This is a genomic window from Rhodopseudomonas infernalis, assembly GCF_022271405.1.
In the GTDB taxonomy this organism is placed as follows: domain Bacteria; phylum Pseudomonadota; class Alphaproteobacteria; order Rhizobiales; family Xanthobacteraceae; genus Rhodopseudomonas; species Rhodopseudomonas infernalis.
Genome location: NZ_JAJNAL010000049.1, coordinates 1 through 20,968, shown reverse-complemented (window position 1 = coordinate 20,968; position 20,968 = coordinate 1). Strand labels below are relative to the sequence as shown.

Genomic DNA, 20,968 nt, shown 5'->3' with positions numbered 1-20,968 from the left:
GTCACCCTCCAGCGCCAGCCCGTGATGAGCGTGCGGTGCAGGACCATCGGATAGCCTTAGAGTTGTTCGAATTGCGTCATGGAACGAACTTGATGAACGGTTGTTAATCCCTCGAACAATAATAGGGGCGCCGGAGGGACAAGTGAACCTAGTCGTCGTTTCCAACCGGGTAGCGAGAGCTTCGGCGAACGAGCCGATGACGGGCGGTCTGGCCGCCGCACTTTTACCTGTCGTTGAAAAATCTGGTGCCATCTGGGTTGGTTCCAGTGGCCGCGTGCGCGATGGCGCACAAAGGGAACCCTTCGCCGAAATTGAACAACTCGGCGCCGGCGCGTTAGCGATGCTCGACCTGCCGGCGGCGCATTACGGTGGATATTACGAAGGTTTTGCAAATTCAGCGCTGTGGCCGGCGCTTCATTCCAGGGCCGATTTGATCCGCGTTTCGCAAGACGATTACCATTCCTACCGCGAAGTGAACGGCTTCATGGCGCGGGCATTGATGCGGTTCCGCAAGCCCGATACTGCGTTCTGGATTCAGGATTATCATTTCCTCGCGCTCGGCGCCGAATTGCGCGAGCTCGGCGTCACCCAGCCGATCGGCTTCTTCCTGCACACGCCCTGGGCGTCGCCCGCCACGATGGGCTGCGTACCGCACAATCGCGAACTGATCGAGGCGATGCTGTCGTATGATCTGATCGGTTTCCAGACCGAGGAGGATCGTGCGAACTTCCTGGCTTACGTGAAGAGCGAGCTGGGCTTGCCGATCGACGATGGCGTGATCACCAGTTCGCGTGGCGCCTCGCGCTGCCAGGTGTTCCCGATCGGCATCGATGCCGATCTGTTCGCCCAGCAGGCACAGAAGGCCGTGGCGCATCCCGACGTGTCGCGACTGCGCAGGAGCCTGAACGGCGAGAAGCTGGTGATCGGCGTCGACCGGCTCGATTACTCCAAGGGCCTGATCAACCGCGTCAACGCGTTCGAGCGCATGTTGACGAGCCGTCCATCGCTCCAGCGCAGCGTCTCGCTGCTGCAGATCGCGACGCCGTCGCGCGGCACGATCGAGGCCTATGGCAATCTGCAGGGCGACCTCGCCCGGCTGGTCAGCGACATCAACGGCCGGCTCGGCGAGGCCGACTGGACTCCGATCCGCTATCTCAACAAGGGCTTCCGTCAGGCGGTGCTGGCGGGTCTGTACCGCACCGCGCAGGTCGGCCTGGTGACGCCGCTGCAGGACGGCATGAATTTGGTGGCGAAGGAATATGTCGCCGCCCAGAATCCCATCGATCCCGGCGTGCTGGTGCTGTCGAAATTTGCCGGCGCGGCGAATGAGCTCGACACCGCGCTGCTGGTGAATCCGCACGATATCGAAAGCATGGCCCGCGCCATCGCCACCGCTCTGGCGATGCCTCTGACCGAGCGGCGGATGCGCTGGGAAGTGATGATGGGCAAGCTTCGCCGTGGCAGCGTGCAATCGTGGTTCTCGGACTTCGTCGAAGCCCTCGGCGCCGCCCATGCCGCCAAGGGCGAAGAAGGCCGAGCTGTCCCGGGGGAGGCTCCCGCGCTCAAAATGGCAGGCGGATGGTCGCGCCGCCCGCCGGCGGCCTATGGCGGAGCCATTTTGCAGTAGGGACGCACGGAGAACGGCCGGGTGCGGCAAGACTGGGCGCGCCGGACATGGTTCCGCAAGCCGCCCTGATCGACCGCAGGCGTGTGACAACGCCTCGCTCCTGCGTGTCTTATGGTCTCTTATGGTCGACCGGGAAGAGTTGGCCCGGCCAGCGCCGCCGCGGCGCCCGCCGAGCAACCCCGAACGATCGGGCCCGGCCGATAGACCTCCCGTTAAATCAATAATTTAGACGAAATCTCCGCCATCGCCTTCCGATCCCTTGCAAAAACCGCGCGGCGCGGTCATGAGAGGGCGCCCGGAGAGATGGCCGAGTGGCTTAAGGCGCACGCTTGGAAAGCGTGTGTGCGGGAAACCGTACCGTGGGTTCGAATCCCACTCTCTCCGCCATTTCAGTCCCAAAGTGGGCACGCCGATACCCGCCGATTCCCCGCTAGAGACCGAAGTAAGGGCACGCAGTCGCGCGCCCTTCGATCCCATGATGCGAACCTGGCCTTCTCCGACCTCGACGCGCAGGGCAAGAGCGCGCAGATGATCCCGCCGAAACTTCTTGCCGCTCCGCTCCATGCGGATGAGGCCGTAGCCGACCATCGCTTTGAGCGTGCGTGAGAGGTTGGATTTCGCGCGGTCGGTGTGCGTGGCGCCATGTCCTGATCGTCCGGTTGGTTGAAGCTGTCGGCTCCTCCCGCTCGATTCCGAGACATCACGGGACTCAGGATCGTTCGCGTTTCGCAGAAGGTGTGAAGATGTCGTTTTGCGATACCGCGATCTCGTTACGCGATTGGTCCCGGCGCGGTGTGCGCAGGGCCTTGGTGCTCGGCGCTTCGAACCACTCCCAGCCGCCCTTCTGGCGGCGCTTGGCGCGATAGAGCGCTTCGTCGGCCTGACGCAGGACCTCACGCAGATCCGCGCCGTGCTGCGGCCAGAGGCTGGCGCCGATGGTCGCGCCAACCGCAACCGACTGACCTTCGACCAGGAAGGGTTCGGCGAGCACGCGGATGATCCGGCGGCAGAGCGTGCCGACCTGGCCGCGATGACCGAGGCCCGGCAATAGGATCACGAACTCGTCGCCCCCGATTCGAAACAGGAGATCGCTGCCACGCGTGCAGGCACGCAGCCGGTCGGCCAGCGCCGTCAGGAGGGCGTCCCCGACATCGTGCCCGAGCGCGTCGTTGACGGGCTTGAAATCGTCGAGGTCGATAAGCAGCACGGCCACGGGGCATGCATTGTCGTTGGCCGAGGTCGATGTCTCCTCGACCCAGCGGGCCTGCAAGGCGCGGCGGTTTCCCACACCGGTCAATGGGTCCTGGAAGGAGATGCGATGCAGCGCGTCCTCGGCGGCCTTGCGTGCCGAGATGTCCTCGAAGGTGGCGATACCGATGCCGATATCGTGCAGCAGGATGCCGCGATGCTGCACGGTCAGGATCGTCCCATCGGCGCAGCGCACCGAGACCTCAACGGGCGGAATCTCGCGGATGCGGTTCCCCTGCGCCTTCCAGAGATATTCCCAATGGTCACGGGCGCGTTGTCGGTCGGCCTCGACCGGATAGGTCTGGTCGATCCACTCGTCCACGGTCCGGAAGCTCTCTTCAGTATAGCCGAAGGTCTTCTTGAAAGCGCGGTTCATGAAGCGGATTTCGCCGCCGGGCACGAGCGCCCAGGACAGCGGGACCGGCAGAGCGTCGAGGATGATGTGCAAATCCCGATGCGAAACCAGCTTGCCGTTTGCGGCGCGCTCAAACAGTTCTTTCACGTCGCCGTCCTCACTTCTTTTTTCTACTGCGGAGGGCTTTCAGATGGTTTCGAGGGCCGTCTCGCCGTTCTCTAAGCGGCAGGCGGCTCAGCATAGGCCTTCGCCAAGCGGAGATATTGCATGTCGCGGGCGGCATTCGCGTTGCTTGCCGCGCCGATATCTCAATGGCGGCGGTCTGTCGTCACGCGCGCCTCGGTTGCCGCCTGCTTGAACAAGCCGCAATCCTTCGTCGCCAAGTATGAGAATGGCGAACGACGTATCGATGTTATCGAGTTCGTGGATATCGCTTCAGTCCTGGGTGTCGCCACCGCCGATCTCCTTGCCAGGATAGAGCCCGTCACGTCGCAACTGCGACCGTCTGGAGAATGAGTACCACAAGGTTTCACGAATCGGGATGATCGTTCCGACGCAGGCTGCTGTCCTGCCATGGATCTCAAAGAGGTCATGGCGGTCAATCTGCGTCGGACTCGCCATGATCGCAACATGACGCACGAAAAGCTGGCCGATGCAGGCCGGCCTCAGCTGTCCGTAGCGAGATCGAAAAGGTTGTTGAGCGCTGCGCTGGTGTTGTGCGGTGACCAGACGGCGCTGAATCGGGCCGGTTCTGGTTCATCGCCGATCGGGCGGAAGACGACGCCGGGGAACGGCACGCAACTCGCAGACAGCGTCGTCAGGGTGATCGCGACGCATCTTAAGGCCTTCTCAGTCGCAGCTCTCTGGCTTCATACGACACGCTCCTCCGCCCGTCGGTGCTGGCGCAGCGTGTAGACCCCCGAGAACATCCAGGCGAACGCGAGGATGGCTCCGGCGACGGCGCCCATCTGAGGCGTGAGCAGCATGTCCGAAGCCGCCTTCACCCAGCCGCTGACCGCATCGGCGCCGCGATAGACAACTGTATCGATGAAGCTCTTCGCCTTGTACTTGTCGGCAGTTGGAACGGCGGTGAAAAGCATCTCGCGGCCGGGCCGGACCAGCGCATATTCGCCGACGCGGCGGATGACCATGACAACGACATACATGCCGAGCATGGTGGAAACGCTTAGCATCAGGAAGCCGGCGGTCATCAGGATCGGCACGGTCAGGAGCAGAACGCGGATGCCCAGCGTCGAGGCAATGCGGCCGGTCAGGAAAACCTGGATCAGCAGCGTCAGGAACTGGACCACGGCATCGACGCTGGAGAAGAACCGGGTCTGCTCGGCCCGGTCGGTGAAGCGCTCCGCAACGAAGCGGGCCTGCTCGAAATAGAGGAAGGTGCTGACGCTGGCCAGCAGCACCACGAAGAGCGCGATGCCGAGCAACAGCGGCGAGGTGAACACATGCACCGCGCCCTCGAACGGATTGCCGCCGAGACGGGATTCAGGCGCAGGTGCGGCTATTCGGTTGTCTCGGTCGGGACGAACATGATGCGTCAGGAGATGGTCGGCGCAGAAGGCGGTCACCACCAGCATGCTGGCCGCAACCACCAGAAGACCGGCATTGCCGATATGGGTGACGAACAGAACCCCTATCAATGGGCCGACGAGACCGCCGAGGCTGGCGCCGGCCGCCATCATGGCGAAGAGGCGCCTGGCCTGGCCGCTGTCGAACACATCGACCAGCACGCTCCAGGCGAGCGAAATCGCCATCAGATTGAAGACCGATAGCCAGACGAAGAAGACCCGCGCGAGCCAGACGGTCTCGCCGTGGAGATGGATCGCCAGCGCGAAACCGAGGATGTTGAGCCCGAAGAAGCCGAGCGCCCAGCGGGTGATGTTGCGGTGCTTTGCGCGCGAGACGAGCCAACCGAACAGCGGCGAGACGGCGAGCGTGGCGACGAAGGTCGCGGTGAAGAGCCATTGCAGATTGTTGACTCCGCCCACAACACCCATCGTCTCGCGGATCGGGCGCATCGCGAAATAGCAGACGAACAGGGAAAATTGCATCAGGAAGCCGGCGATCACCGGGGCGGCTTCAGAGCGTTCGATATTGAGAAGACGTGTGATGGTAGACGGGAACATGGGCGTGCTTGAGTCCTGAAAAACGGCAGGGACCGACAGCGCCCCGCAAAATTGGAGGAAGGCCGAAGCGCACAGGTCGCGCTCCGGCGGGACAAGGATGGTGGGATCAAGCGCTGGCGAGCTGGAGGCTGAGCGCCTTGAGACGCGCCCGCGCGCGTTCGTCATAGGCTTGGCTGCTCGCCCGCGATTCACTCTGGCCGCTGAAATAGCGCCCTGTCGTCTCGGCGAGCTCTTTCGCCTCGATCAGGCGCAGCACCGCATTGGCGCCCTCGTCGACGCTGGTCCAGGGCCGGATGCCGGCGTCCCGCACCATGGGCGTGTCCATGTAGTTGGCGGGATGAATGGCGTTCGCGGTGACGCCCGAGCCTTTCAGCTCGTTCGCGAGATCGAGGGTGTACATGATCAGCGCGAGCTTGCTCTGGCCGTAGGCGCGCTGGTCGCTGTAGCCGCGCGCCAGCATGACGTCGTTGAAGTCGATCGGGTTCTGCCCGGAGGACGCGATGTTGACGATGCGAGCGGGACGGCCCGCTTTCACCAGCGGCAGCAGTTGCTGCGTCAGTACGAAGGGCGCGAGATAGTTGATGGCGAAGCGCAGCTCGTGGCCGTCCTTGCTGAGCTGGCGGCCGTTGCCGGGCTCGCCATTGAAGATGCCGGCATTGTTGATCAGCACCTCGAGGCGGTCATTGTCCTTCGCCACCGCCTCGGCCAGGCGCCGGACCTCGGCGAGCGAGGCGAAGTCAGCGCCGTAGAAGCGGGCCTCGCCGCCGGCATCGCGGACGGCTTTCACGGCCTCCTCGCCACGCCCTCGGTTACGGCCGTGGACGAGGACGGTCGTGCCGGGACCGGCGAGACGCTCGGCCAGCCGTCGCCCCATGCCGCTGGTCGATCCGGTGATCAGGATCGTGCGTTTGCCCGTCGCATCCGCCGCCCGGACCTTCGAGACCGATTGCAGGACGGTGGGCGCCAGCACCGCCGCTCCGGCGGCGAGTGACAACAGCTTCAGCACGCGACGCCGCGTACCGCGGTCGAGCTGCTGCGGTTCAGATGAAATATGGGGGTGATCAGGGGTGTCGGGCATCATGGCCGCTCCTTTGCGCTTGTGGCTGATAGGTCTCCGCTTGGGCGGGCGCCGGGCCACTCACGAGGCTCTGCTCGTGAAGGCTCGATCGCCCTGGGTCGTGTCAGATGGTCCGGCCCGAGGCCGGTCAATTCGAGGCTTACCGCCCGTAGCCGGGCGCGTGCTTCGGTTGCGGGATGGACCGCATTGACGGTCACGCCTGTGCTTTCGAGCGCCTGCGCCAGGTCGATGGTGAACAAGATCTGCGCGAGCTTGGCGCGGCGATAGGCGCGTCGTCCGGCATAGCGCCGCTCCAGCATCAGATTGTCGAAGTCGATCGGGTGCTGGCCGATCGAGGCGACGTTGACGATGCGCCCCTTCGCAGCCACGAGGCGCGGCAGCAGCCGATGGGTCAGCAGGAAGCCGGCGAGATAGTTGATGGCGAACCGCAGCTCATAGCCGTCCGGGCTAAGCTTGCGTCCGTCGCAGAGCCGGCCGAAGCCGATCCCGGCATTGTTGATCAGGACATCGAGGCGCGGTTGTTCACAAAGAAATGTTTGCGAGAGCGCATCGACCCCAGCCAATGCCGACAGGTCGGACAGATAGGACTGCGCCTCTCCACCTGTCGATTTGATGCTCTGAACGACCGCTTGCGCACGCTCGGCATCGCGGCCGTGGACAAGGATGCGATGACCAGAAAGCGCAAGCAATTCAGCGGTGCGTCGCCCGACGCCGTCTGTCGATCCGGTGATCAGAATAGTTTTTTGTTGTCCCGTGTTCACGCCAGCATTCCTTTTAGGAAGAAGCTGCCATCGAACCGGAATCGCATTCAGGACTGACTTTATCCTGGTATCGATCCTGCTATGATAATGACCATGGATGCGAAGGTTTCGAACGAGGACACACGACGCCACGAATTGGCGGATTTCCTGCGCGGTCGCCGCGAGCGGTTGACGCCGGAGGCGGTCGGCCTACCGCAGGGCGTGCGCCGTCGCACGCCGGGCCTGCGCCGCGAAGAGGTGGCGTTGCTCGCTGGCGTCGGATCGACCTGGTACACATGGCTGGAACAGGGCCGCGATGTGCGCGCCTCCGCTGAGGTGCTGTCGGCGATCGCCCGCGCGTTGCAGCTCGATCCCGACGAACGCCAGCATCTGTTTCGGCTGAGCGACCGTCCCCCGCCGGCGCGGTTGGCTGGCGGCGCGGAAGAGGTTCCGCCCGCTCTGCTTCGGATGCTGGAGAGCATGGACCGCCAGCCGGCCTATGTGCTCGGCCGGCGCTGGGACATTCTCGCCTGGAATCCGGCTGCAGCCGCGGTGTTCGGCGATTATGGCCGGTTGCAGGGCGACGCCCGCAACATCATGCACATGGTCTTCGCCAATCCCGAGCACCGCGCCAAGGTGGTGGATTGGGAGGTCATGGCGCCGATCGCCCTCGCCAATTTCCGCGCGGACAGCGTTCGCTTCGCCGGCGACCCCGACTTCGACCGGCTGATCACCTTCCTGCGGGCCACTAGCTCCGAGTTCGAGGCGCTGTGGTCGCGCCACGAGGTCTCGAGCGCGGTGGCAGGCTTCAAGCGGATCGACCAGCCGGAGGTCGGCCGCATGGTGTTCGAATATACAAGGCTCGCCGTCCTCGACAGCTCGGAGTTGAAGCTCGTGATTTACACGCCGATGCAGGAAGAAGGCACGGTCGAGAAGCTCGATCGGCTGCTGCGTTCTTCTTCCTGATCGAAGCGGCGAGCTTCGCGAGAGACCTTCTCGTTTACTCTGCCCTGTATCCATATTGCGGCAGCCAGGGCCCCGAGATTGATCAGCGGCGGCATTGGCGCGGTCGCCGTTTGTGCCTGCGCGCCTCCAGACGGCAGCAGGCTTCCCGCTGTCGCGGCGAGCGCCGCGAGGCCGGCGAGCTTGAGATGCTCGCGTCTGTTCATGGCATTCTCTCCTGTTTGGTCTTGGGACGGATCATGAGGCGCGTGCGGCAAAACCCTTCTCGGCGAGCCAGGAATCGTGCAGCCATTTCTCGGTCTGGCGGTGGCCGGGGAACGTCACCCAGACGATGTCGCGCTCGAACACCATGACCTTGCGGTCGGTGCCGACGATCACCCACATCCAGCGGCCGTCGGCGCTGTTGCGCATCTTCACCTTCATGCCGGTGAGCGTCAGAGACTCGGCCTTCCCGTTGCGCATCACGCGCAGCGGCTCGTCATGCGGCTCGATCCAACTGATCTTGAGCACCGGCAGCAGATCGGGCGCGGCCTCGCGCAGGAAATCCATGGCGATGGCCTGCGTCTCCTCGCGCGACGGCAACGCGCCGCCGACGAGAGCGAGATCCATCCGGGCGAAGCCCTTGAGACGGCCATCCGCGGCCATGACCGTGCTGAAATGCTCGCCGCCGAGCGCAGCATTGCGGTTGTCGGCGCGCTCGTAGCGCACCAGCTCCGCGCGTTCGCCGTCAACGGAGACGAAACGGCGTGCCGCCGCCTGATAGCCGGATGGCATGAGGCGCGCTGCGAGGCCTGCCGCGCTACCGATGGATGTTTCCGTTGCATGTGCGGCGACGGTCATGGCGTTTCCTTTCGTGGTATCGGCGGAGGCCGTGATTGCGGCGCTCGCCAGCAGTCCCGCGGCGGCGAAGGCGATGGATGCGGGCAGCTTCGGCATGGGCAGGCTCCTCATGGGTTGGCCGGTGTGGGTGAGCGGATGCCGACGGCGAAGGCGGCGGCGAGAAGCAGTGCGACCGGCAGCAGGAAAAGCGGGATGGTGCCGATGGCGGCCAACGCCTGCGCGACCGGCGGCGCGAGGCTCGCACCGATGAACAGGGTGAAGCTGTAGACGGCGAGCGCCAGCCCGCGATTGGCGTTGGTGGCGCGGCCCGCCACGGTCGCGATCAGCCCCGGAACGGCGAGCGCGACGCCGGCCGACAGCAGGATGCAGGCGAGCAGCAGGACGTTGGGCGTGCCGGAAATCCCCAGACCGAGCGAAAGCGCCGCCAGCAGCAGACCGGCCCGCGCCGTCGTCGGTGCATCGAAACGTCGTGTCAGTGGCGCCGCTGCGAAGGTCAGAGCCAAGGGCGGCAGGCCAATCAGGCGCAGCGACTGGAGATCGACACGAACGTCTCCTCCGAGCGCTTGTACACCGGCATGAAACGACACGAAGCCAAACAGCACGGTCGCGGCTGCGGCCCAGGCGGCCAGAATGCCCCGATCACGCGAGAGGGAGGCTATGGCTCCGCTGACCACAGCACCGTCTCTTGGCGCTGCAATCAGATCAGGCCGTGCGACGAAGAATAGACCGGTCGCACCGGCCAGATAGAGCGGAGCGAGTTCGAGCATGATCGCTGGCAGCCCCGCCCCCGACTGCGCCGCGAAGAATTGCGCCAAAGGCGCGGCGCCGAGAAAGGCGAAGCTCATCAGCGACACGCCGAGCGGCCGCTGGGCCGGAGGCAGGCTCTCGGCGACGAGCGACAGTGCGGCAGGCGGGAACGCCGAGGCTGCCAGTCCTTGCAGCGCGCGCGTCAGCAGCAGCACGGCGAAGGTGGAAGCAAGGCCGACGAGCGCCGTGGTCACGCCGGTCGCTGCGAGGCCGGCAATCAAAACCGCTCGCCGGCCGTAGCGATCGGATAGCGGTCCGAAGATCAGGAAGCCGGCGGCATACGCGATGCCGAAGGCCGAGCCAACCAGGGCAGCCCGGCCCGGATCGACGGCGAAGCGGGAGGCGATGTCGCCGACGAGCGGAATCGTCACATAGAGCTGCCCGACGACCAGGAAGCCGCAAGCCATGAGAAGAAGCATTAATCCGGCGTGACGCGGCATGCGGCCTCCGAGCAAACCTGACCTCACATCAACGTGACGTCAGGTGTAGATTGAGGGCGTCATGATGCCCGTGTGATGTCTCGGCTCAGTCCTTGCGCGCCTTGCCGATCAAATGGTTCATGCGCGCAATGCTTGCCTCGAGGTCCGTCTTGAACGCCGAGAGCTCCGCGAGTTGCGCGTCAGCCTTGGCAAGCTGGGTCTGAAGGATCTCCAGCACCTTCTCCTTGCCCTTGATGCCGGTCGCGTCCTCGAAATAGAGGTCGATGACCGCCGAGATGTCGTCCAGGCTCAAGCCCAGTTTCTTCAGCGCCGCGATCTTCTCCAGCCGCTTCAGCGCGATCTCGTCGTAGTAGCGATAGCCTGCCCCCTCGCGCTCTGCCGGCTTCACCAGCCCGATCCGCTCGTAATAGTGGATGGTCCGGTGGCTGACGCCGGCGCGCTCAGAGAGTTCGCCGATCTGCATGAGGGCCGACAAACGACTACCTATTAAACCTGACGTTGGGTGTAGATTGATCGAACCCGCTCAAGAAGTCAATCATTCGCATGAGTTTGGCGGTTCACGCCCCGAAAGAGCGACACAGCTCTGTCGGCGACGACAGATCACACGCGGCCAGGTCTGACCGAGCGAGCGATGTCTGTCGCGAGATCGAGAAGGTTCTTGAGCGCTGCGCTGGTGTTGTGCGGGGACCAGATAGCGCTGAATGGGGCCGTTTCTGGTTCATCGCCGATCGGGCGAAACACCACTCCGGGGAACGCCTCAAGGAGAACCAGTTCCTGTTACTCACTTGCCGCCAGTGACATCGAGGAACGTGCCGGTGATGAACGAAGCCTCGGCACCGGCTAACCACAAGATCGCGCGCGCTACTTCTTCCGGCTGCCCGCCTCGACCCATTGGGATCGAGTCCTTGACGCGATTTACCCGCCCTGGCTCGCCGCCGCTCGCATGCATCTCGGTGTAGATATGGCCGGGGCGAATGCAGTTGACACGAATTCCTTCGCGCGCGACCTCTTTGGCGAAGCCGGTGGTGAATGTCTCCAGCGCACCCTTTGAAGCGGCGTAGTCAACATATTCGCCCGGACTACCGAGCCGGGCCGATGCAGAAGAGACGTTTATTACTGAGCCGCCCCGCCCGTTGTGACAAGAGGACATCCGCTTGACGGCCTGCTGTGCACAGAGAATGGCGCCAATTGTGTTGACGGCGAAAATCCGCTGCATCCGCTCGAAGCCGAGATCCTCGAGGCGTGACTGCCGCGCGAGAACTGCAGCGTTGTTCACTAGGACGTCGATCCGGCCGAACTCGCGGTCGATCGCAGCGAAAAGCTGCGCCACCTGCTCCGGATCGGCGCTATCGGCACGCACAGTCAACGCCCGGCGGCCGGCGGCTCTCACATCGGTCGCCACTGCAACGGCGGCAGCTTCGTTGGAGACGAAGCTGATGGCGACATCGTAGCCCTGTGCGGCAGCAAGCCGCGCAGTTGCTGCGCCGACGCCACGACTTCCGCCCGTTATCAAGATGAGCGGCGCCTGCGTGATGGTATCCATTAAGTCAGTCTCCATGTGGCGATGGGATGTAGTCCAGGACTGTTACTGCGGTAGGCGCGACCCGTCGGCTCTGGCCGCTTTGTCGCATCTGGCAACCGCATCAAACGGACGTTGTAGATGCCGAGCGGGCGTCGCGCTGCCGCGCCGTAGCTGTCGGTGACCAGCATCGAACCACGGGGGTGCTGTATGCTCGACCCGATGCCGGCGACCACCAGGCCGACGCAAAGACCGGCGAAGCCGAGCGGCAGCGCCATGATCAGCAAGCCCCTCGCCGCAGCCACAGTGGACAGGATGAGGGCCGCACGCGGCGACAAGCCGCGAACAACTCGGTGGGCCGGAATCTGCATGCCACCCATCGTCCCGAAATACAGGGCGCGCACGACGGCGAGTGCCGCATAGGACAGGCCGAACTGCGCCGGCCAGACCGGCGGGAAGGCATAGAGACTGTCCGTATCGCCGTCATGAAGCGCGTGGGTGAGGGACGCGGCCAGCAGACTGCGCGATTTCGCCGGGCTGATGGACTCGATGCGGTTTCGCGCGGACGGCTCGCAGCAGCTGCGGCCGCCTCGTTCATGTCGATTCCTTCCCTTCACAGGGTGACGAGTTCTTTCAGCGATAGAAAATCTGTACATCGAACCCGTAGGCGTGGGGGCGAGCCCGTAGAACCCAATTTGCAGCATTGAGGCAAGTGGCACAAACGAGTAATACTCGAGCGATGAGTTAGGATTTCTGATCAATGGGTTTTTCCGCGCAGCGCAGGATCTTGCCGCCGCTCAACGCCGTCCGCGCTTTCGAGGCGGCAGCTCGCCTTGGCAGCTTCAAGGAAGCGTCGCTTGAATTGGGCGTGACACATGGGGCCATCAGTCAGCAGGTCCGGCTGCTTGAGGATCGCCTTGGAGCACCCGCGCTGTTCTGGCGATCGACGCGGCGGGTGACGCTGACACCAGCCGGCACCGCGCTGCTCGAGGAAATCGGCCCGGCACTCGAGCGAATTTCTTCCGCTGTCCTGCGCCATCGCGCGACACGCGGCGAAGTGCCGGCGGCCGTGCTGCGCGTCAATGCGCTGGCGACCTTCAGCATGCGCTGGCTTCTTCCCCGGCTGAGACGTTTTCGCGACGAGCGCCCCGACATCGAGGTCCGCCTTACGACGTCAAACGCCCCGCTCGACGCGCTCGCCGACACGTTCGACGTGGTGATCCGCGGCGGCCCGGATTCGTATCACGGCTTCACGTCGCGGCTGTTTCTTTCGGAGCGACGCTTGCCGGTCTGCAGCCCCTTACTGGTCGCGAAGCTGCCGCTGGAGGCCATTTCCGATCTCGCTCAACACACCCTGCTGAACGTCACGTCGATGCCGCGACTGTGGAACGATTGGCTGGTCCAAGCCGGACAGCCTCGCGTCACGCCGACTGCGACGCTGACATTCGATCATTTCTTCCTGACCATTCAGGCGGCGATCGATGGTTTGGGCGTGGCGATGGGACCAACCGCCCTGATCGCGGAAGACGTCGCGGCCGGCCGACTGATCGTGCCCTTTCCCGATGTCAGCCTTCCGGCGAGAAGCTACTTCGCCTACTTGCCCGCGGGGACCGAACATGGCTCGCCGACGAAGGCATTTTGCGATTGGTTGGAGCAAGAAGGCGAGCGACCCGCCTGCAACACAACTCCGGCATGATGACCAGATCGTACATGCGGTCATTGCAGCTTTCGTTCGGCAGACGATCGGAATGGTCCCGAGCCGGTCGGTCATCGACGCCGCACGAAATCCTGTAGTAGTAGGTCCCGGCCTTCCCACAATGCGCTTGCAGGAAATCGAGCGTCTGATGACGGACATCCAGGCCGGTCCGAACGCCGAGTACGATAATTGGATCGCGGTCGCCAGCATTACTTCGTGGAATTTGCCCACGGAAAGGCCTTCGATGAATGAAGGTCTCATCTCCGGCGCGATCACATATTGGCCGTTCGGCTTGCGGTGATTGGGGGCGAGCTTGGCCAGGAATGTGTTGTTAGAGCTTCTCGCGGACGTATTGAGGTCGGTGATGTCCTCAATCTTGGGCCCTGATGGCGGGGCATGTCGCGCGCGGGTGCTCACGTGCCTGGACGGTTGGCAGGGTTGATCGGCGTCGCGGTGATCGACGCGTTCAACGCGCAACGGAAATCGACAAGAGGCCGCCGCGGCATCGGCTGACAATGCCGATGTGAGCCAACCGGAGACGCCATGCTGAAAGCGATCAAGGCTATTTTTCTCGTTGTGTCGTTGTCGATGCTGGCCGTCGAGGCGGCCCCGGCGGCCGCGCCGCAAGTGCGTACGCAGGCGCCCGGATACTATCGGATGATGCTCGGGCAGTTCGAGATCACCGCGCTGCTCGACGGCACGCATCCCTTTCCAGTCGACAAGGTGATGCTGCGCAACGAAACGGACGCCGAGGGCAAGCGGCGCGCGGTGCAGCTCTCCGAGGCGCATCCCGGCGAGGCCGAGGCCCTGCTGGCCGCCGAGCGGTTGTCGCTGCCGCTCGAGGGCGCCATCAACGCCTTCCTGATCAACACCGGCGACAGGCTGGTGCTGATCGACAGCGGCGCCGGCAGTCTGTACGGCGATTGCTGCGGGCATCTGATCGAAAACCTGCGCGCGGCCGGCTACAAGCCCGAGCAGGTCGACGAAATCTATCTGACGCATCTGCATGCCGACCATGTCGGCGGCGTCGCGCCGCACGGCCGGGCGGCGTTTCCCAATGCGATCGTGCGGGTCAATCAGCGGGATGTCGATTACTGGCTCGACCCGGCGAGCGAAGGCAAGGCGCCGGCGTTCCTGAAGTCGATGTTCGAAGGTGATCGCGCGTCGCTGAAGCCGTATCAGGAGGCCGGCCGGCTGAAGCCTTTCAAGGACGGCGAGCAGCTCTCGCCGGGAATCCGTGCCGTCCCGACTGCGGGTCATACGCCCGGCCACACCTCTTACGAAGTCGGCAGCGGTGGACAGCGTCTGCTGGTGTGGGGCGACCTCGTCCACGTCGCGCCGATCCAGTTTCGCGATCCGGCGATCACGCTGACTTACGACAGCGACCCGTTCGCGGCGCAGGCGCAGCGCAGCGCGATCTTCGCTGACGCAGCGACGACCGGCACATGGATCGCGGCGGCGCATATCGCCTTTCCAGGCATCGGCCACATCGTGCCCTCGGGCACGCGCTTCGCCTGGATTCCGGCGAGCTACACGACGTTACTGGGGACGAAGTAATCGGCGAGCGCCGCCGACATATCCGACCGCCGTCGCCCGCACCTTCCAGGTAGCGCCTGGATTGATCGCAGAATATGAATGGAGATGTCTGTGCGGCGCGGTGTGCGCCGGCGCCGATCAGGTCGCGGTGTCGATCAGGCTTTCCAGCAGCCGCTTCAGTTCGGCGGTCGCCTTGTCGCCGTAGCTCTCGGCGATGTGCGCTTCCTGGCGTAGCGCCAGGGCGTTCAGCCGCTGCGTCAACGCCTTGCCGCGCTCGGAGCTGTACATCAGGACCTTGCGGCGATCGTCCGGATCCTGCGCGCGATACACCAGCGCGTCCGACACCATGCGGTCGATCATCTTGGTCAGCGTCGGGTGATTGAGCAGCACCTCGTCGGCGAGTTCACCCATCGAGTGGCCCTTGCCGTCGGACAGCACCTTGAGGATGCGCCATTGTTCCACCGGCACGCCCTCATCGCGCAGCCGCGCCTCCAGCTGCCGGTTGATCTCCCGGTTCGCCTGGGCGAGCAGATAAGCGAGGTGTTCGGTGATCGGCGGGTTGCGGCTGGGCGATCTGGCCACGGCTGGGACTTTATCGTTCGTTTTGAATGAATCACGTGCTGCACTTGCTGCTTCTATATGCACATCTATTCTTGAAAGTTCAATATTTTCGAATAGCATCACTTGCTGTGCGGGCCAGACTTTCGCTGCAGGCCGGCGCCAATAGTCAGGAGAGGGTGTGCTCTCGATCGGGGATCTCGGCAACGGTGCCGCCGCCGTTGCGCCACTCGGCTTGCTTGATCGAGTGTCGTCGCTGGCTGATGCGGCATGGATGGACGGCCCCGGCGACGGCTCGGGCGCGGCGGCACGCCGCGCGCGCAACAAATTACGGATCGGCAATTTCGTCACCTTCCAGGGCGCGCCGGGCTTGTGGGGCCCGGCCTGCTGCAACGCTTCGCTGCTCGCGGCCGCCGAGATCAATAAGCGTGGCGGCATTCTCGGACGCGAGATCGAGCTGGTGATGTACGACGCCGGCGGGCCGATCGAGCAGGTCACGGACAGCGTCGCCCGCGCGGTCGAGGACGAAGACATCGACATCGTGATGGGCTCGCATATCAGCGCGGTCCGCGTCGCGCTGCGCAACTCCATCCGCAGCCGGGTGCCTTATATCTACACGCCGGTCTACGAAGGCGGCGAACGATCGCCCGCGGTGATGACGATCGGCGAGACGCCGCGCTGGACCAGCCGCCCGGCGATCGACTGGCTGGCGCAGGTCAAGAAGGCGCAGCGCTGGTATCTGATCGGCAGCGACTATGTCTGGCCGTGGCTGTCGCATCGAGCGGTGAAGAACTATATCGCCGATGCCGGCGGGCAGGTGGTCGGTGAGGAGTTCGTGCCGCTCGGTGAGGACAATCACGAGCGACACCTCGAACGGATCCGTGCCGCGCGGCCGGACGTGGTGCTGATCTCGCTGATCGGCACCGACAGCGTCACCTTCAACCGGGCTTTCGCCGAATGCGGCCTGGCCGGCCGCGTGCTGCGGCTCGCCGGCGCGATGGACGAAACGATCCTGCTCGGCATCGGCGCCGAGGCGACCGAAAACCTGTTCTGCGCGTCTGGCTATTTCAGCTGCGAGGATACGCCGGAGAACGACGAATTCCGCGCCGCCTATGCGCGCGCCTTCGGGCCGACGGCGCCGCCGGTCGGCTCGGTCGGGCAGTCCAATTACGAAGGCCTGCGTTTTCTCGAAGCCGTGGCCCACAAGGCGCAAACGCTGGCGCGCGGGCCGTTGCTCGCCGCCGCCAAGAACATTGTCTATCGCGGCGCCCGGGGGCCGGTGATGCTGCGCGACGGCCGCGCCCGGATGCGAATCCATCTGGCGCAGGCCGATGGCCTCGACTTCCGGCTGATCCGCGGCTTCTGAGCCGCGCGCTCTGACCAGCATCCGGCATAACAACAGCGATGTTGCAAAATTATACTTGAAAGGGAAAATATTTCCGTATGTAGTAATCGCATGACGCAGCGGTGCTGAGCCGCGGTCGGTCTTCCCCGGGGCCGGCGTCGTCAGCCGGTTCATGCTCAGGAGATCACGTCGTGGCAGTCTCGCTTCCAACCCCCATGCAGCTTCTCGATGTCGCCGAACAGTGCGGCCTGTCGCTCACTGACGAGGACGTGGTGTCGTTCCGCGCGCTGCTGCAGCCGACGGTCGATGCCTACAATGTTGTGGCGATGCTGCCCGACGAAGTGCCGCTGGTGAAGTATGCGCGCACCCCCGGCTATCAGCCGGGTGCCGAGGAAAATCCGCGTAACGCCTGGTATCGCAAGTCGAGCGTCAAGGGCGCGGCCTCCGGCAAGCTCAAGGGCAAGACCGTCGCGCTGAAGGACAACATCATGCTGGCCGGCGTGCCGATGATGAACGGCTCCTCGACGCTGGAAGGCTTCGTGCCGGACTTCGACGCCACCATCGTGACTCGCATCCTCGACGCCGGCGGCGAGATCCTCGGCAAGACGCATTGCGAGCATTTCTGCATGTCGGGCGGCAGCCACACCGGCTCCAACGGGCCGGTGCACAATCCGCACAAGATGGGTTACTCGGCCGGCGGCTCGTCCTCGGGCAGTGCCGTCGTGGTGGCGCTCGGCGAGGCCGATATGGCGATCGGCGGCGACCAGGGCGGTTCGATCCGCATGCCGTCGTCGTTCAGTGGCACCTACGGCATGAAGCCGACCTGGGGCCTGGTGCCCTACACCGGCATCATGCCGATCGAGGTGTTCGTCGACCATACCGGGCCGATGACCGCCTCGGTCGAGGACAACGCGTTGCTGCTCGAAGTGCTGGCCGGCGACGACGGTTATGATCCGCGCATCCGTGCGCCGGTGCTGCACGACTACACCAAGGCGCTCGGCGGCGGCGTCAAGGGCATGAAGATCGGCATCGTCCGCGAAGGCTTCGAGCAGGTCGGCGCCGAGGCGGCGGTTAACGAGAGCGTCCGCGAAGCCGCCAAGCGGCTGGCCGGGCTCGGCGCCACCGTCGAGGAAATCTCGATCCCGGCCCACAACCTCGCGGCCGCGGTGTGGATGCCGATCGGCGTCGAGGGCATGACCCAGACCATGATGTACGGCGACGGCTACGGCCTCAGCCGTCCGGATCTGTACTCGACCGCGCTGATGAAGGCGCATCGCGGCTGGCGCGGGCAGGCGGACTCGCTGTCCGAGACCACCAAGATGATGCTGCTGTTCGGCACCCACATCAACAACACCTTCGGGCCGCGCTACTACGGCAAGGCGCAGAACATCTCGCGCCGGATCGCCGCGGCCTACGACGCCGCGCTGGCGAAATACGACCTGCTGCTGATGCCGACGACGCCGATGAAAGCGACGCCGCTGCCGGCGCCGGGCGCCTCGCGGGAAGAGATCATCGGCCGGGCGTTCGAGATGATCAGCAACACCGCGCCGTTCGACATCACCCATCATCCGGCGATGTCGATCCCCTGCGGCATGGTCGACGGCCTGCCGGTCGGCCTGATGCTGATCGGCAAGCACTTCGACGAGCCGACCATCTATCGCGCCGCGCATGCGTTCGAGCAGGCGGGCGACTGGAAGAAGATGTGAGGCGCATGATCCGGAAAAGCGTTCACCGGTTTTCCGGATCATCCCTGCGCATCGTCGCTGCTCCATCCGGTAAGGTCGAATGGAAAATCTGATCGTTGCCCTGTTCGAAATTCTGAGCTTCGGCGCCATCGTGGTTCTGGTGGTGCTGGGGCTCGGGATCATCGCCAGCATGATGGGCATCTTCAACTTCGCGCAGGGCGAATTCGTCCTGCTCGGCGCCTACGTCACTTACCTGGCCTACACCGCGGGCCTGCCGGTCTGGACCGGCATGGTGGCGGCGCCGTTCGTGGTCGGCGCCCTCGGCTTCGTGCTCGAACGCCTCATCGTGCGACGATTCTACGCCGCGCCGATCGTCGCCATGCTGGGGACGTACGCGCTCGGCCTGATTATTCGCGAAATCGTCCGCGGCCTGATCGGCGGCCTCTATATCTCGGTGCCGGAGCCGATCGGCGGTTCGGTGGCGTTCGGCTCGATGCATTTCTCGAGCTGGCGGCTGGTGATCATCGTCGTCACCGCGCTGGTGATGGTCGGCAGCTATCTGTTGCTGTCGCGCAGCTCGTTCGGCCTGCGCGTCCGTGCCTCGCTGGAGAACCCGGCGCTGGCGCGCGCCTCGGGCATCTCCACCAACGCGATCTACGGCGCCACCTTCGCGTTCGGCGCGGCGCTCGCAGGTCTCGCCGGCGCGCTGATCGTCCCGGTGTTCTCGCTGTTCGCCGATCTCGGCCTGCGCTTCCTGATCCAGGGCTTCGTCGCCGTGATGGTCGGCGGCATCGGATCGTTCGCCGGGCCGGTCGCCGGCGCCGGTGTGATCGGCACGCTGTCGGCCGCGCTGCCCTGGGTGATCCAGCCGGTGATCGCCGACGTATTGGTCTTCGTGCTCGCCATCGTCTTCATCAAGTTCCGGCCGCAGGGCCTCGTTTCGGGAAAAGGGATCTAGCCTGATGTCCAGCGACTCCGACTTCCAGCTCAATCGACGCCGCTTCCTCTCCAACTTCGCCTTCGCCGGGACCGCGATCGCCACGGGCGTCGGCAGCTGGGTGGTGCCGGCCGGCTGGGCCAACGCCGCCGCCGGCCCGATCAAGGTCGGCATCGCGACCGACCTAACCGGTCCGATCGGCTATGCGGGCAACGCCGACGCCAACGTCGCCAAGATGGTGATCAAGCAGATCAACGATGCCGGCGGCCTGCTCGGCCGGCCGCTCGAACTCTACATCGAGGACACCGCGTCGAACGAAGCCGTCGCGGTCGGCAACGTCCGCAAGCTGATCCAGCGCGACAAGGTCGACATGGTGCTCGGCGGCGTCACCTCGTCGATGCGCAACGCCATCAAGGACGTCATCGTCTCGCGCGGCAAGACGCTGTACATCTATCCGCAGCTCTACGAAGGCAAGGAGTGCACCGCCAACCTGTTCTGCACCGGCCCGACCCCGGCGCAGCAGTGCGACGAATTCATTCCCTGGCTGATCAAGAACGGCGGCAAGAAGTTCGCGCTGCCGTCCGCCAACTACGTCTGGCCGCACACGCTCAACGCCTATGCCCGCAAGGTGATCGAGGCCAATGGCGGCGAGGTCGTGCTCGAGGAGTACTATCCGCTCGACCAGATCGACTTCTCGTCGACCGTCAACCGCATCATCTCCAACAAGGTCGACGTGGTGTTTAACACCATCATTCCGCCGGGCGTCGGGCCGTTCTTCAAGCAGCTCTACGAAGCCGGCTTCCTCAAGAATGGCGGCCGTCTGGCCTGCGTGTACTATGACGAGAACACGCTCGGCATCAATCAGCCGGCCGAGATCGAAGGCCTGGCGAGCTGCCTCGATTACTTCAAGGCGGTCGCCAAGGACGATCCGGTCAGCGCCAAGATCCAGGCCGAATACGACAAGGCTTTCCCGGGCACCTTCCTGTTCGCCGCCGGCAGCGCCGCCACCGGCACCTATCGCGGCCTCAAGCTGTGGGAAGCGGCCGTCAAGGAAGCCGGCAAGGTCGACCGCGACGGCGTCGCCGCGGCGCTCGATCACGCCAAGATCGCCGAGGGCCCCGGCGGCCCCGCCGAGATGGTTCCCGGCAAGCGTCACTGCAAGATGAACATGTACACGGCGGTCGCCAAGAATGGCAATTACGAGATCGTCGAGCGCAGCAAGGGTCTGGTCGACCCGAAGGAATGCTGATGGCGGCGCTGAAGCAAGTCGCTGGAGCAAGCCGCGGAAACACGGCCTGTCAACGCGCACGGCCTGCGCCTCTCCCCGCATGCGGGGAGAGGTCGACGCGCTCTTGCGCGGCGGGTGAGGGGGCGTCTCGGCGCAGCCAAGCCTCTGCGACCCGCGGAGGGGGGGGGGGGGGGGGGGGGGGGGGGGGGGGGGGGGGGGGGG

At 64.7% G+C, this 20,968-nt stretch carries 20 protein-coding genes, 1 tRNA gene and 1 pseudogene; 10 read left to right on the top strand and 12 right to left on the bottom strand.

Annotation, left to right across the window (positions count from 1 at the left end; translation table 11 throughout):
• Positions 1 to 142 precede the first annotated feature (142 nt).
• Both otsA and LPW26_RS22730 read left to right on the top strand, forming a co-directional pair.
• Entirely contained in the window at positions 143 to 1,627 is a 1,485-nt protein-coding gene (otsA, locus tag LPW26_RS22735) for an alpha,alpha-trehalose-phosphate synthase (UDP-forming) (protein ID WP_238737993.1), read from the top strand.
• A 297-nt stretch (positions 1,628 to 1,924) separates the two neighbouring features.
• Positions 1,925 to 2,014, top strand: a tRNA-Ser gene (locus LPW26_RS22730).
• Between the two features lie 322 nt (positions 2,015 to 2,336).
• Here LPW26_RS22730 and LPW26_RS22725 read toward each other — a convergent pair.
• On the bottom strand, positions 2,337 to 3,377 hold the full coding sequence (locus tag LPW26_RS22725) for a diguanylate cyclase domain-containing protein (RefSeq protein WP_238737992.1): 1,041 nt from the start codon (positions 3,375 to 3,377) through the stop codon (positions 2,337 to 2,339).
• Positions 3,378 to 3,497: 120 nt separating this feature from the next.
• On the opposite strand from LPW26_RS22725, the gene LPW26_RS22720 reads away from it, so the two are divergent.
• Entirely contained in the window at positions 3,498 to 3,746 is a 249-nt protein-coding gene (locus LPW26_RS22720; protein ID WP_238737991.1) for a helix-turn-helix domain-containing protein, read from the top strand.
• 353 nt (positions 3,747 to 4,099) lie between these two features.
• On the opposite strand, the gene LPW26_RS22715 is transcribed toward LPW26_RS22720, so the two are convergent.
• Genes LPW26_RS22715 through LPW26_RS22705 form a run of 3 tightly spaced genes read right to left on the bottom strand, consistent with a single transcriptional unit; the run spans position 4,100 to position 7,213 of the window.
• Positions 4,100 to 5,539 (bottom strand): NTP/NDP exchange transporter, encoded by a 1,440-nt coding sequence (locus LPW26_RS22715; protein ID WP_238737990.1) that lies wholly within the window; start codon positions 5,537 to 5,539, stop codon positions 4,100 to 4,102.
• Complete coding sequence (locus LPW26_RS22710) at positions 5,481 to 6,455, bottom strand: SDR family NAD(P)-dependent oxidoreductase (RefSeq protein ID WP_263859032.1); 975 nt, start codon at positions 6,453 to 6,455, stop codon at positions 5,481 to 5,483. The genes LPW26_RS22715 and LPW26_RS22710 overlap by 59 nt, the downstream gene beginning before the upstream one ends.
• The gene (locus tag LPW26_RS22705; RefSeq protein WP_238737989.1) at positions 6,452 to 7,213 is read right to left on the bottom strand and encodes an SDR family NAD(P)-dependent oxidoreductase; all 762 of its coding nucleotides are present in this window, start codon (positions 7,211 to 7,213) and stop codon (positions 6,452 to 6,454) included. Before LPW26_RS22705 ends, LPW26_RS22710 begins: the two co-directional genes overlap by 4 nt.
• Before the next feature lie 81 nt (positions 7,214 to 7,294).
• Between LPW26_RS22705 and LPW26_RS22700 the strand changes: the two genes are divergently transcribed.
• On the top strand, positions 7,295 to 8,158 hold the full coding sequence (locus LPW26_RS22700; RefSeq protein ID WP_406678130.1) for a helix-turn-helix transcriptional regulator: 864 nt from the start codon (positions 7,295 to 7,297) through the stop codon (positions 8,156 to 8,158).
• Here the strand turns inward: LPW26_RS22700 and LPW26_RS22695 are convergent.
• From LPW26_RS22695 to LPW26_RS22665, 6 genes are all read right to left on the bottom strand, one after another.
• Entirely contained in the window at positions 8,092 to 8,361 is a 270-nt protein-coding gene (locus tag LPW26_RS22695; protein WP_238737987.1) for a hypothetical protein, read from the bottom strand. The genes LPW26_RS22700 and LPW26_RS22695 overlap by 67 nt on opposite strands.
• 31 nt (positions 8,362 to 8,392) lie before the next feature.
• A complete protein-coding gene (locus LPW26_RS22690; RefSeq protein WP_238737986.1) occupies positions 8,393 to 9,091 on the bottom strand; it encodes a hypothetical protein in 699 nt (232 codons plus the stop codon).
• Positions 9,092 to 9,102: 11 nt separating this feature from the next.
• Positions 9,103 to 10,242, bottom strand: coding sequence for an MFS transporter (locus tag LPW26_RS22685; RefSeq protein ID WP_238737985.1), 1,140 nt, complete (start codon positions 10,240 to 10,242; stop codon positions 9,103 to 9,105).
• Between the two features lie 85 nt (positions 10,243 to 10,327).
• Complete coding sequence (locus LPW26_RS22680) at positions 10,328 to 10,705, bottom strand: MerR family transcriptional regulator (RefSeq protein ID WP_238737984.1); 378 nt, start codon at positions 10,703 to 10,705, stop codon at positions 10,328 to 10,330.
• A 318-nt stretch (positions 10,706 to 11,023) separates the two neighbouring features.
• On the bottom strand, positions 11,024 to 11,785 hold the full coding sequence (locus LPW26_RS22670) for an SDR family oxidoreductase (protein WP_238737983.1): 762 nt from the start codon (positions 11,783 to 11,785) through the stop codon (positions 11,024 to 11,026).
• Positions 11,785 to 12,522, bottom strand: a complete 738-nt coding sequence (locus LPW26_RS22665) for an MFS transporter (protein ID WP_238737982.1) — start codon at positions 12,520 to 12,522, stop codon at positions 11,785 to 11,787. The genes LPW26_RS22670 and LPW26_RS22665 overlap by 1 nt, the downstream gene beginning before the upstream one ends.
• Between LPW26_RS22665 and LPW26_RS22660 the strand changes: the two genes are divergently transcribed.
• The gene (locus LPW26_RS22660; RefSeq protein WP_238737981.1) at positions 12,522 to 13,457 is read left to right on the top strand and encodes a LysR substrate-binding domain-containing protein; all 936 of its coding nucleotides are present in this window, start codon (positions 12,522 to 12,524) and stop codon (positions 13,455 to 13,457) included. The genes LPW26_RS22665 and LPW26_RS22660 overlap by 1 nt on opposite strands.
• A 58-nt stretch (positions 13,458 to 13,515) precedes the next feature.
• Here the strand turns inward: LPW26_RS22660 and LPW26_RS22655 are convergent.
• Positions 13,516 to 13,823 (bottom strand): annotated as a pseudogene (locus LPW26_RS22655) (DNA polymerase IV); the annotation flags it as partial.
• 177 nt (positions 13,824 to 14,000) lie between these two features.
• Here LPW26_RS22655 and LPW26_RS22650 point away from each other — a divergent pair.
• Positions 14,001 to 15,014 carry an MBL fold metallo-hydrolase gene (locus LPW26_RS22650; RefSeq protein ID WP_238737980.1) on the top strand — a complete coding sequence of 338 codons (1,014 nt, stop codon included), beginning with the start codon at positions 14,001 to 14,003 and terminating at the stop codon, positions 15,012 to 15,014.
• A 117-nt stretch (positions 15,015 to 15,131) separates the two neighbouring features.
• Here the strand turns inward: LPW26_RS22650 and LPW26_RS22645 are convergent, their stop codons facing one another.
• Positions 15,132 to 15,575 carry a MarR family winged helix-turn-helix transcriptional regulator gene (locus LPW26_RS22645; protein ID WP_238737979.1) on the bottom strand — a complete coding sequence of 148 codons (444 nt, stop codon included), beginning with the start codon at positions 15,573 to 15,575 and terminating at the stop codon, positions 15,132 to 15,134.
• A gap of 157 nt (positions 15,576 to 15,732) precedes the next feature.
• Here LPW26_RS22645 and LPW26_RS22640 point away from each other — a divergent pair, with 157 nt between their 5' ends.
• The 4 genes from LPW26_RS22640 (at position 15,733) to LPW26_RS22625 (ending at position 20,767) form a co-directional block, all read left to right on the top strand.
• A complete protein-coding gene (locus LPW26_RS22640) occupies positions 15,733 to 16,917 on the top strand; it encodes a substrate-binding domain-containing protein (RefSeq protein ID WP_238737978.1) in 1,185 nt (394 codons plus the stop codon).
• 170 nt (positions 16,918 to 17,087) lie between these two features.
• Entirely contained in the window at positions 17,088 to 18,602 is a 1,515-nt protein-coding gene (locus tag LPW26_RS22635; RefSeq protein ID WP_238737977.1) for an amidase, read from the top strand.
• A gap of 79 nt (positions 18,603 to 18,681) precedes the next feature.
• Complete coding sequence (locus tag LPW26_RS22630) at positions 18,682 to 19,539, top strand: branched-chain amino acid ABC transporter permease (protein WP_238737976.1); 858 nt, start codon at positions 18,682 to 18,684, stop codon at positions 19,537 to 19,539.
• Positions 19,540 to 19,543: 4 nt separating this feature from the next.
• Positions 19,544 to 20,767, top strand: a complete 1,224-nt coding sequence (locus LPW26_RS22625) for a substrate-binding protein (RefSeq protein ID WP_238737975.1) — start codon at positions 19,544 to 19,546, stop codon at positions 20,765 to 20,767.
• Positions 20,768 to 20,968 lie beyond the last annotated feature (201 nt).

Excerpts from the sequence above, each read along its gene's own strand:
- LPW26_RS22650 (WP_238737980.1), top strand. The coding sequence starts at position 14,001 with ATGCTGAAAGCGATCAAGGCTATTTTTCTCGTTGTGTCGTTGTCGATG.
- LPW26_RS22630 (WP_238737976.1), top strand. The coding sequence starts at position 18,682 with ATGGAAAATCTGATCGTTGCCCTGTTCGAAATTCTGAGCTTCGGCGCC.
- LPW26_RS22700 (WP_406678130.1), top strand. The coding sequence starts at position 7,295 with ATGATAATGACCATGGATGCGAAGGTTTCGAACGAGGACACACGACGC.
- LPW26_RS22625 (WP_238737975.1), top strand. The coding sequence starts at position 19,544 with ATGTCCAGCGACTCCGACTTCCAGCTCAATCGACGCCGCTTCCTCTCC.
- LPW26_RS22660 (WP_238737981.1), top strand. The coding sequence starts at position 12,522 with ATGGGTTTTTCCGCGCAGCGCAGGATCTTGCCGCCGCTCAACGCCGTC.
- LPW26_RS22670 (WP_238737983.1), bottom strand. The coding sequence starts at position 11,785 with ATGGATACCATCACGCAGGCGCCGCTCATCTTGATAACGGGCGGAAGT.
- LPW26_RS22690 (WP_238737986.1), bottom strand. The coding sequence starts at position 9,091 with ATGCCGAAGCTGCCCGCATCCATCGCCTTCGCCGCCGCGGGACTGCTG.
- LPW26_RS22720 (WP_238737991.1), top strand. The coding sequence starts at position 3,498 with ATGTCGCGGGCGGCATTCGCGTTGCTTGCCGCGCCGATATCTCAATGG.
- LPW26_RS22695 (WP_238737987.1), bottom strand. The coding sequence starts at position 8,361 with ATGAACAGACGCGAGCATCTCAAGCTCGCCGGCCTCGCGGCGCTCGCC.
- LPW26_RS22710 (WP_263859032.1), bottom strand. The coding sequence starts at position 6,455 with ATGATGCCCGACACCCCTGATCACCCCCATATTTCATCTGAACCGCAG.
- LPW26_RS22715 (WP_238737990.1), bottom strand. The coding sequence starts at position 5,539 with ATGACGAACGCGCGCGGGCGCGTCTCAAGGCGCTCAGCCTCCAGCTCG.
- LPW26_RS22680 (WP_238737984.1), bottom strand. The coding sequence starts at position 10,705 with ATGCAGATCGGCGAACTCTCTGAGCGCGCCGGCGTCAGCCACCGGACC.
- LPW26_RS22685 (WP_238737985.1), bottom strand. The coding sequence starts at position 10,242 with ATGCCGCGTCACGCCGGATTAATGCTTCTTCTCATGGCTTGCGGCTTC.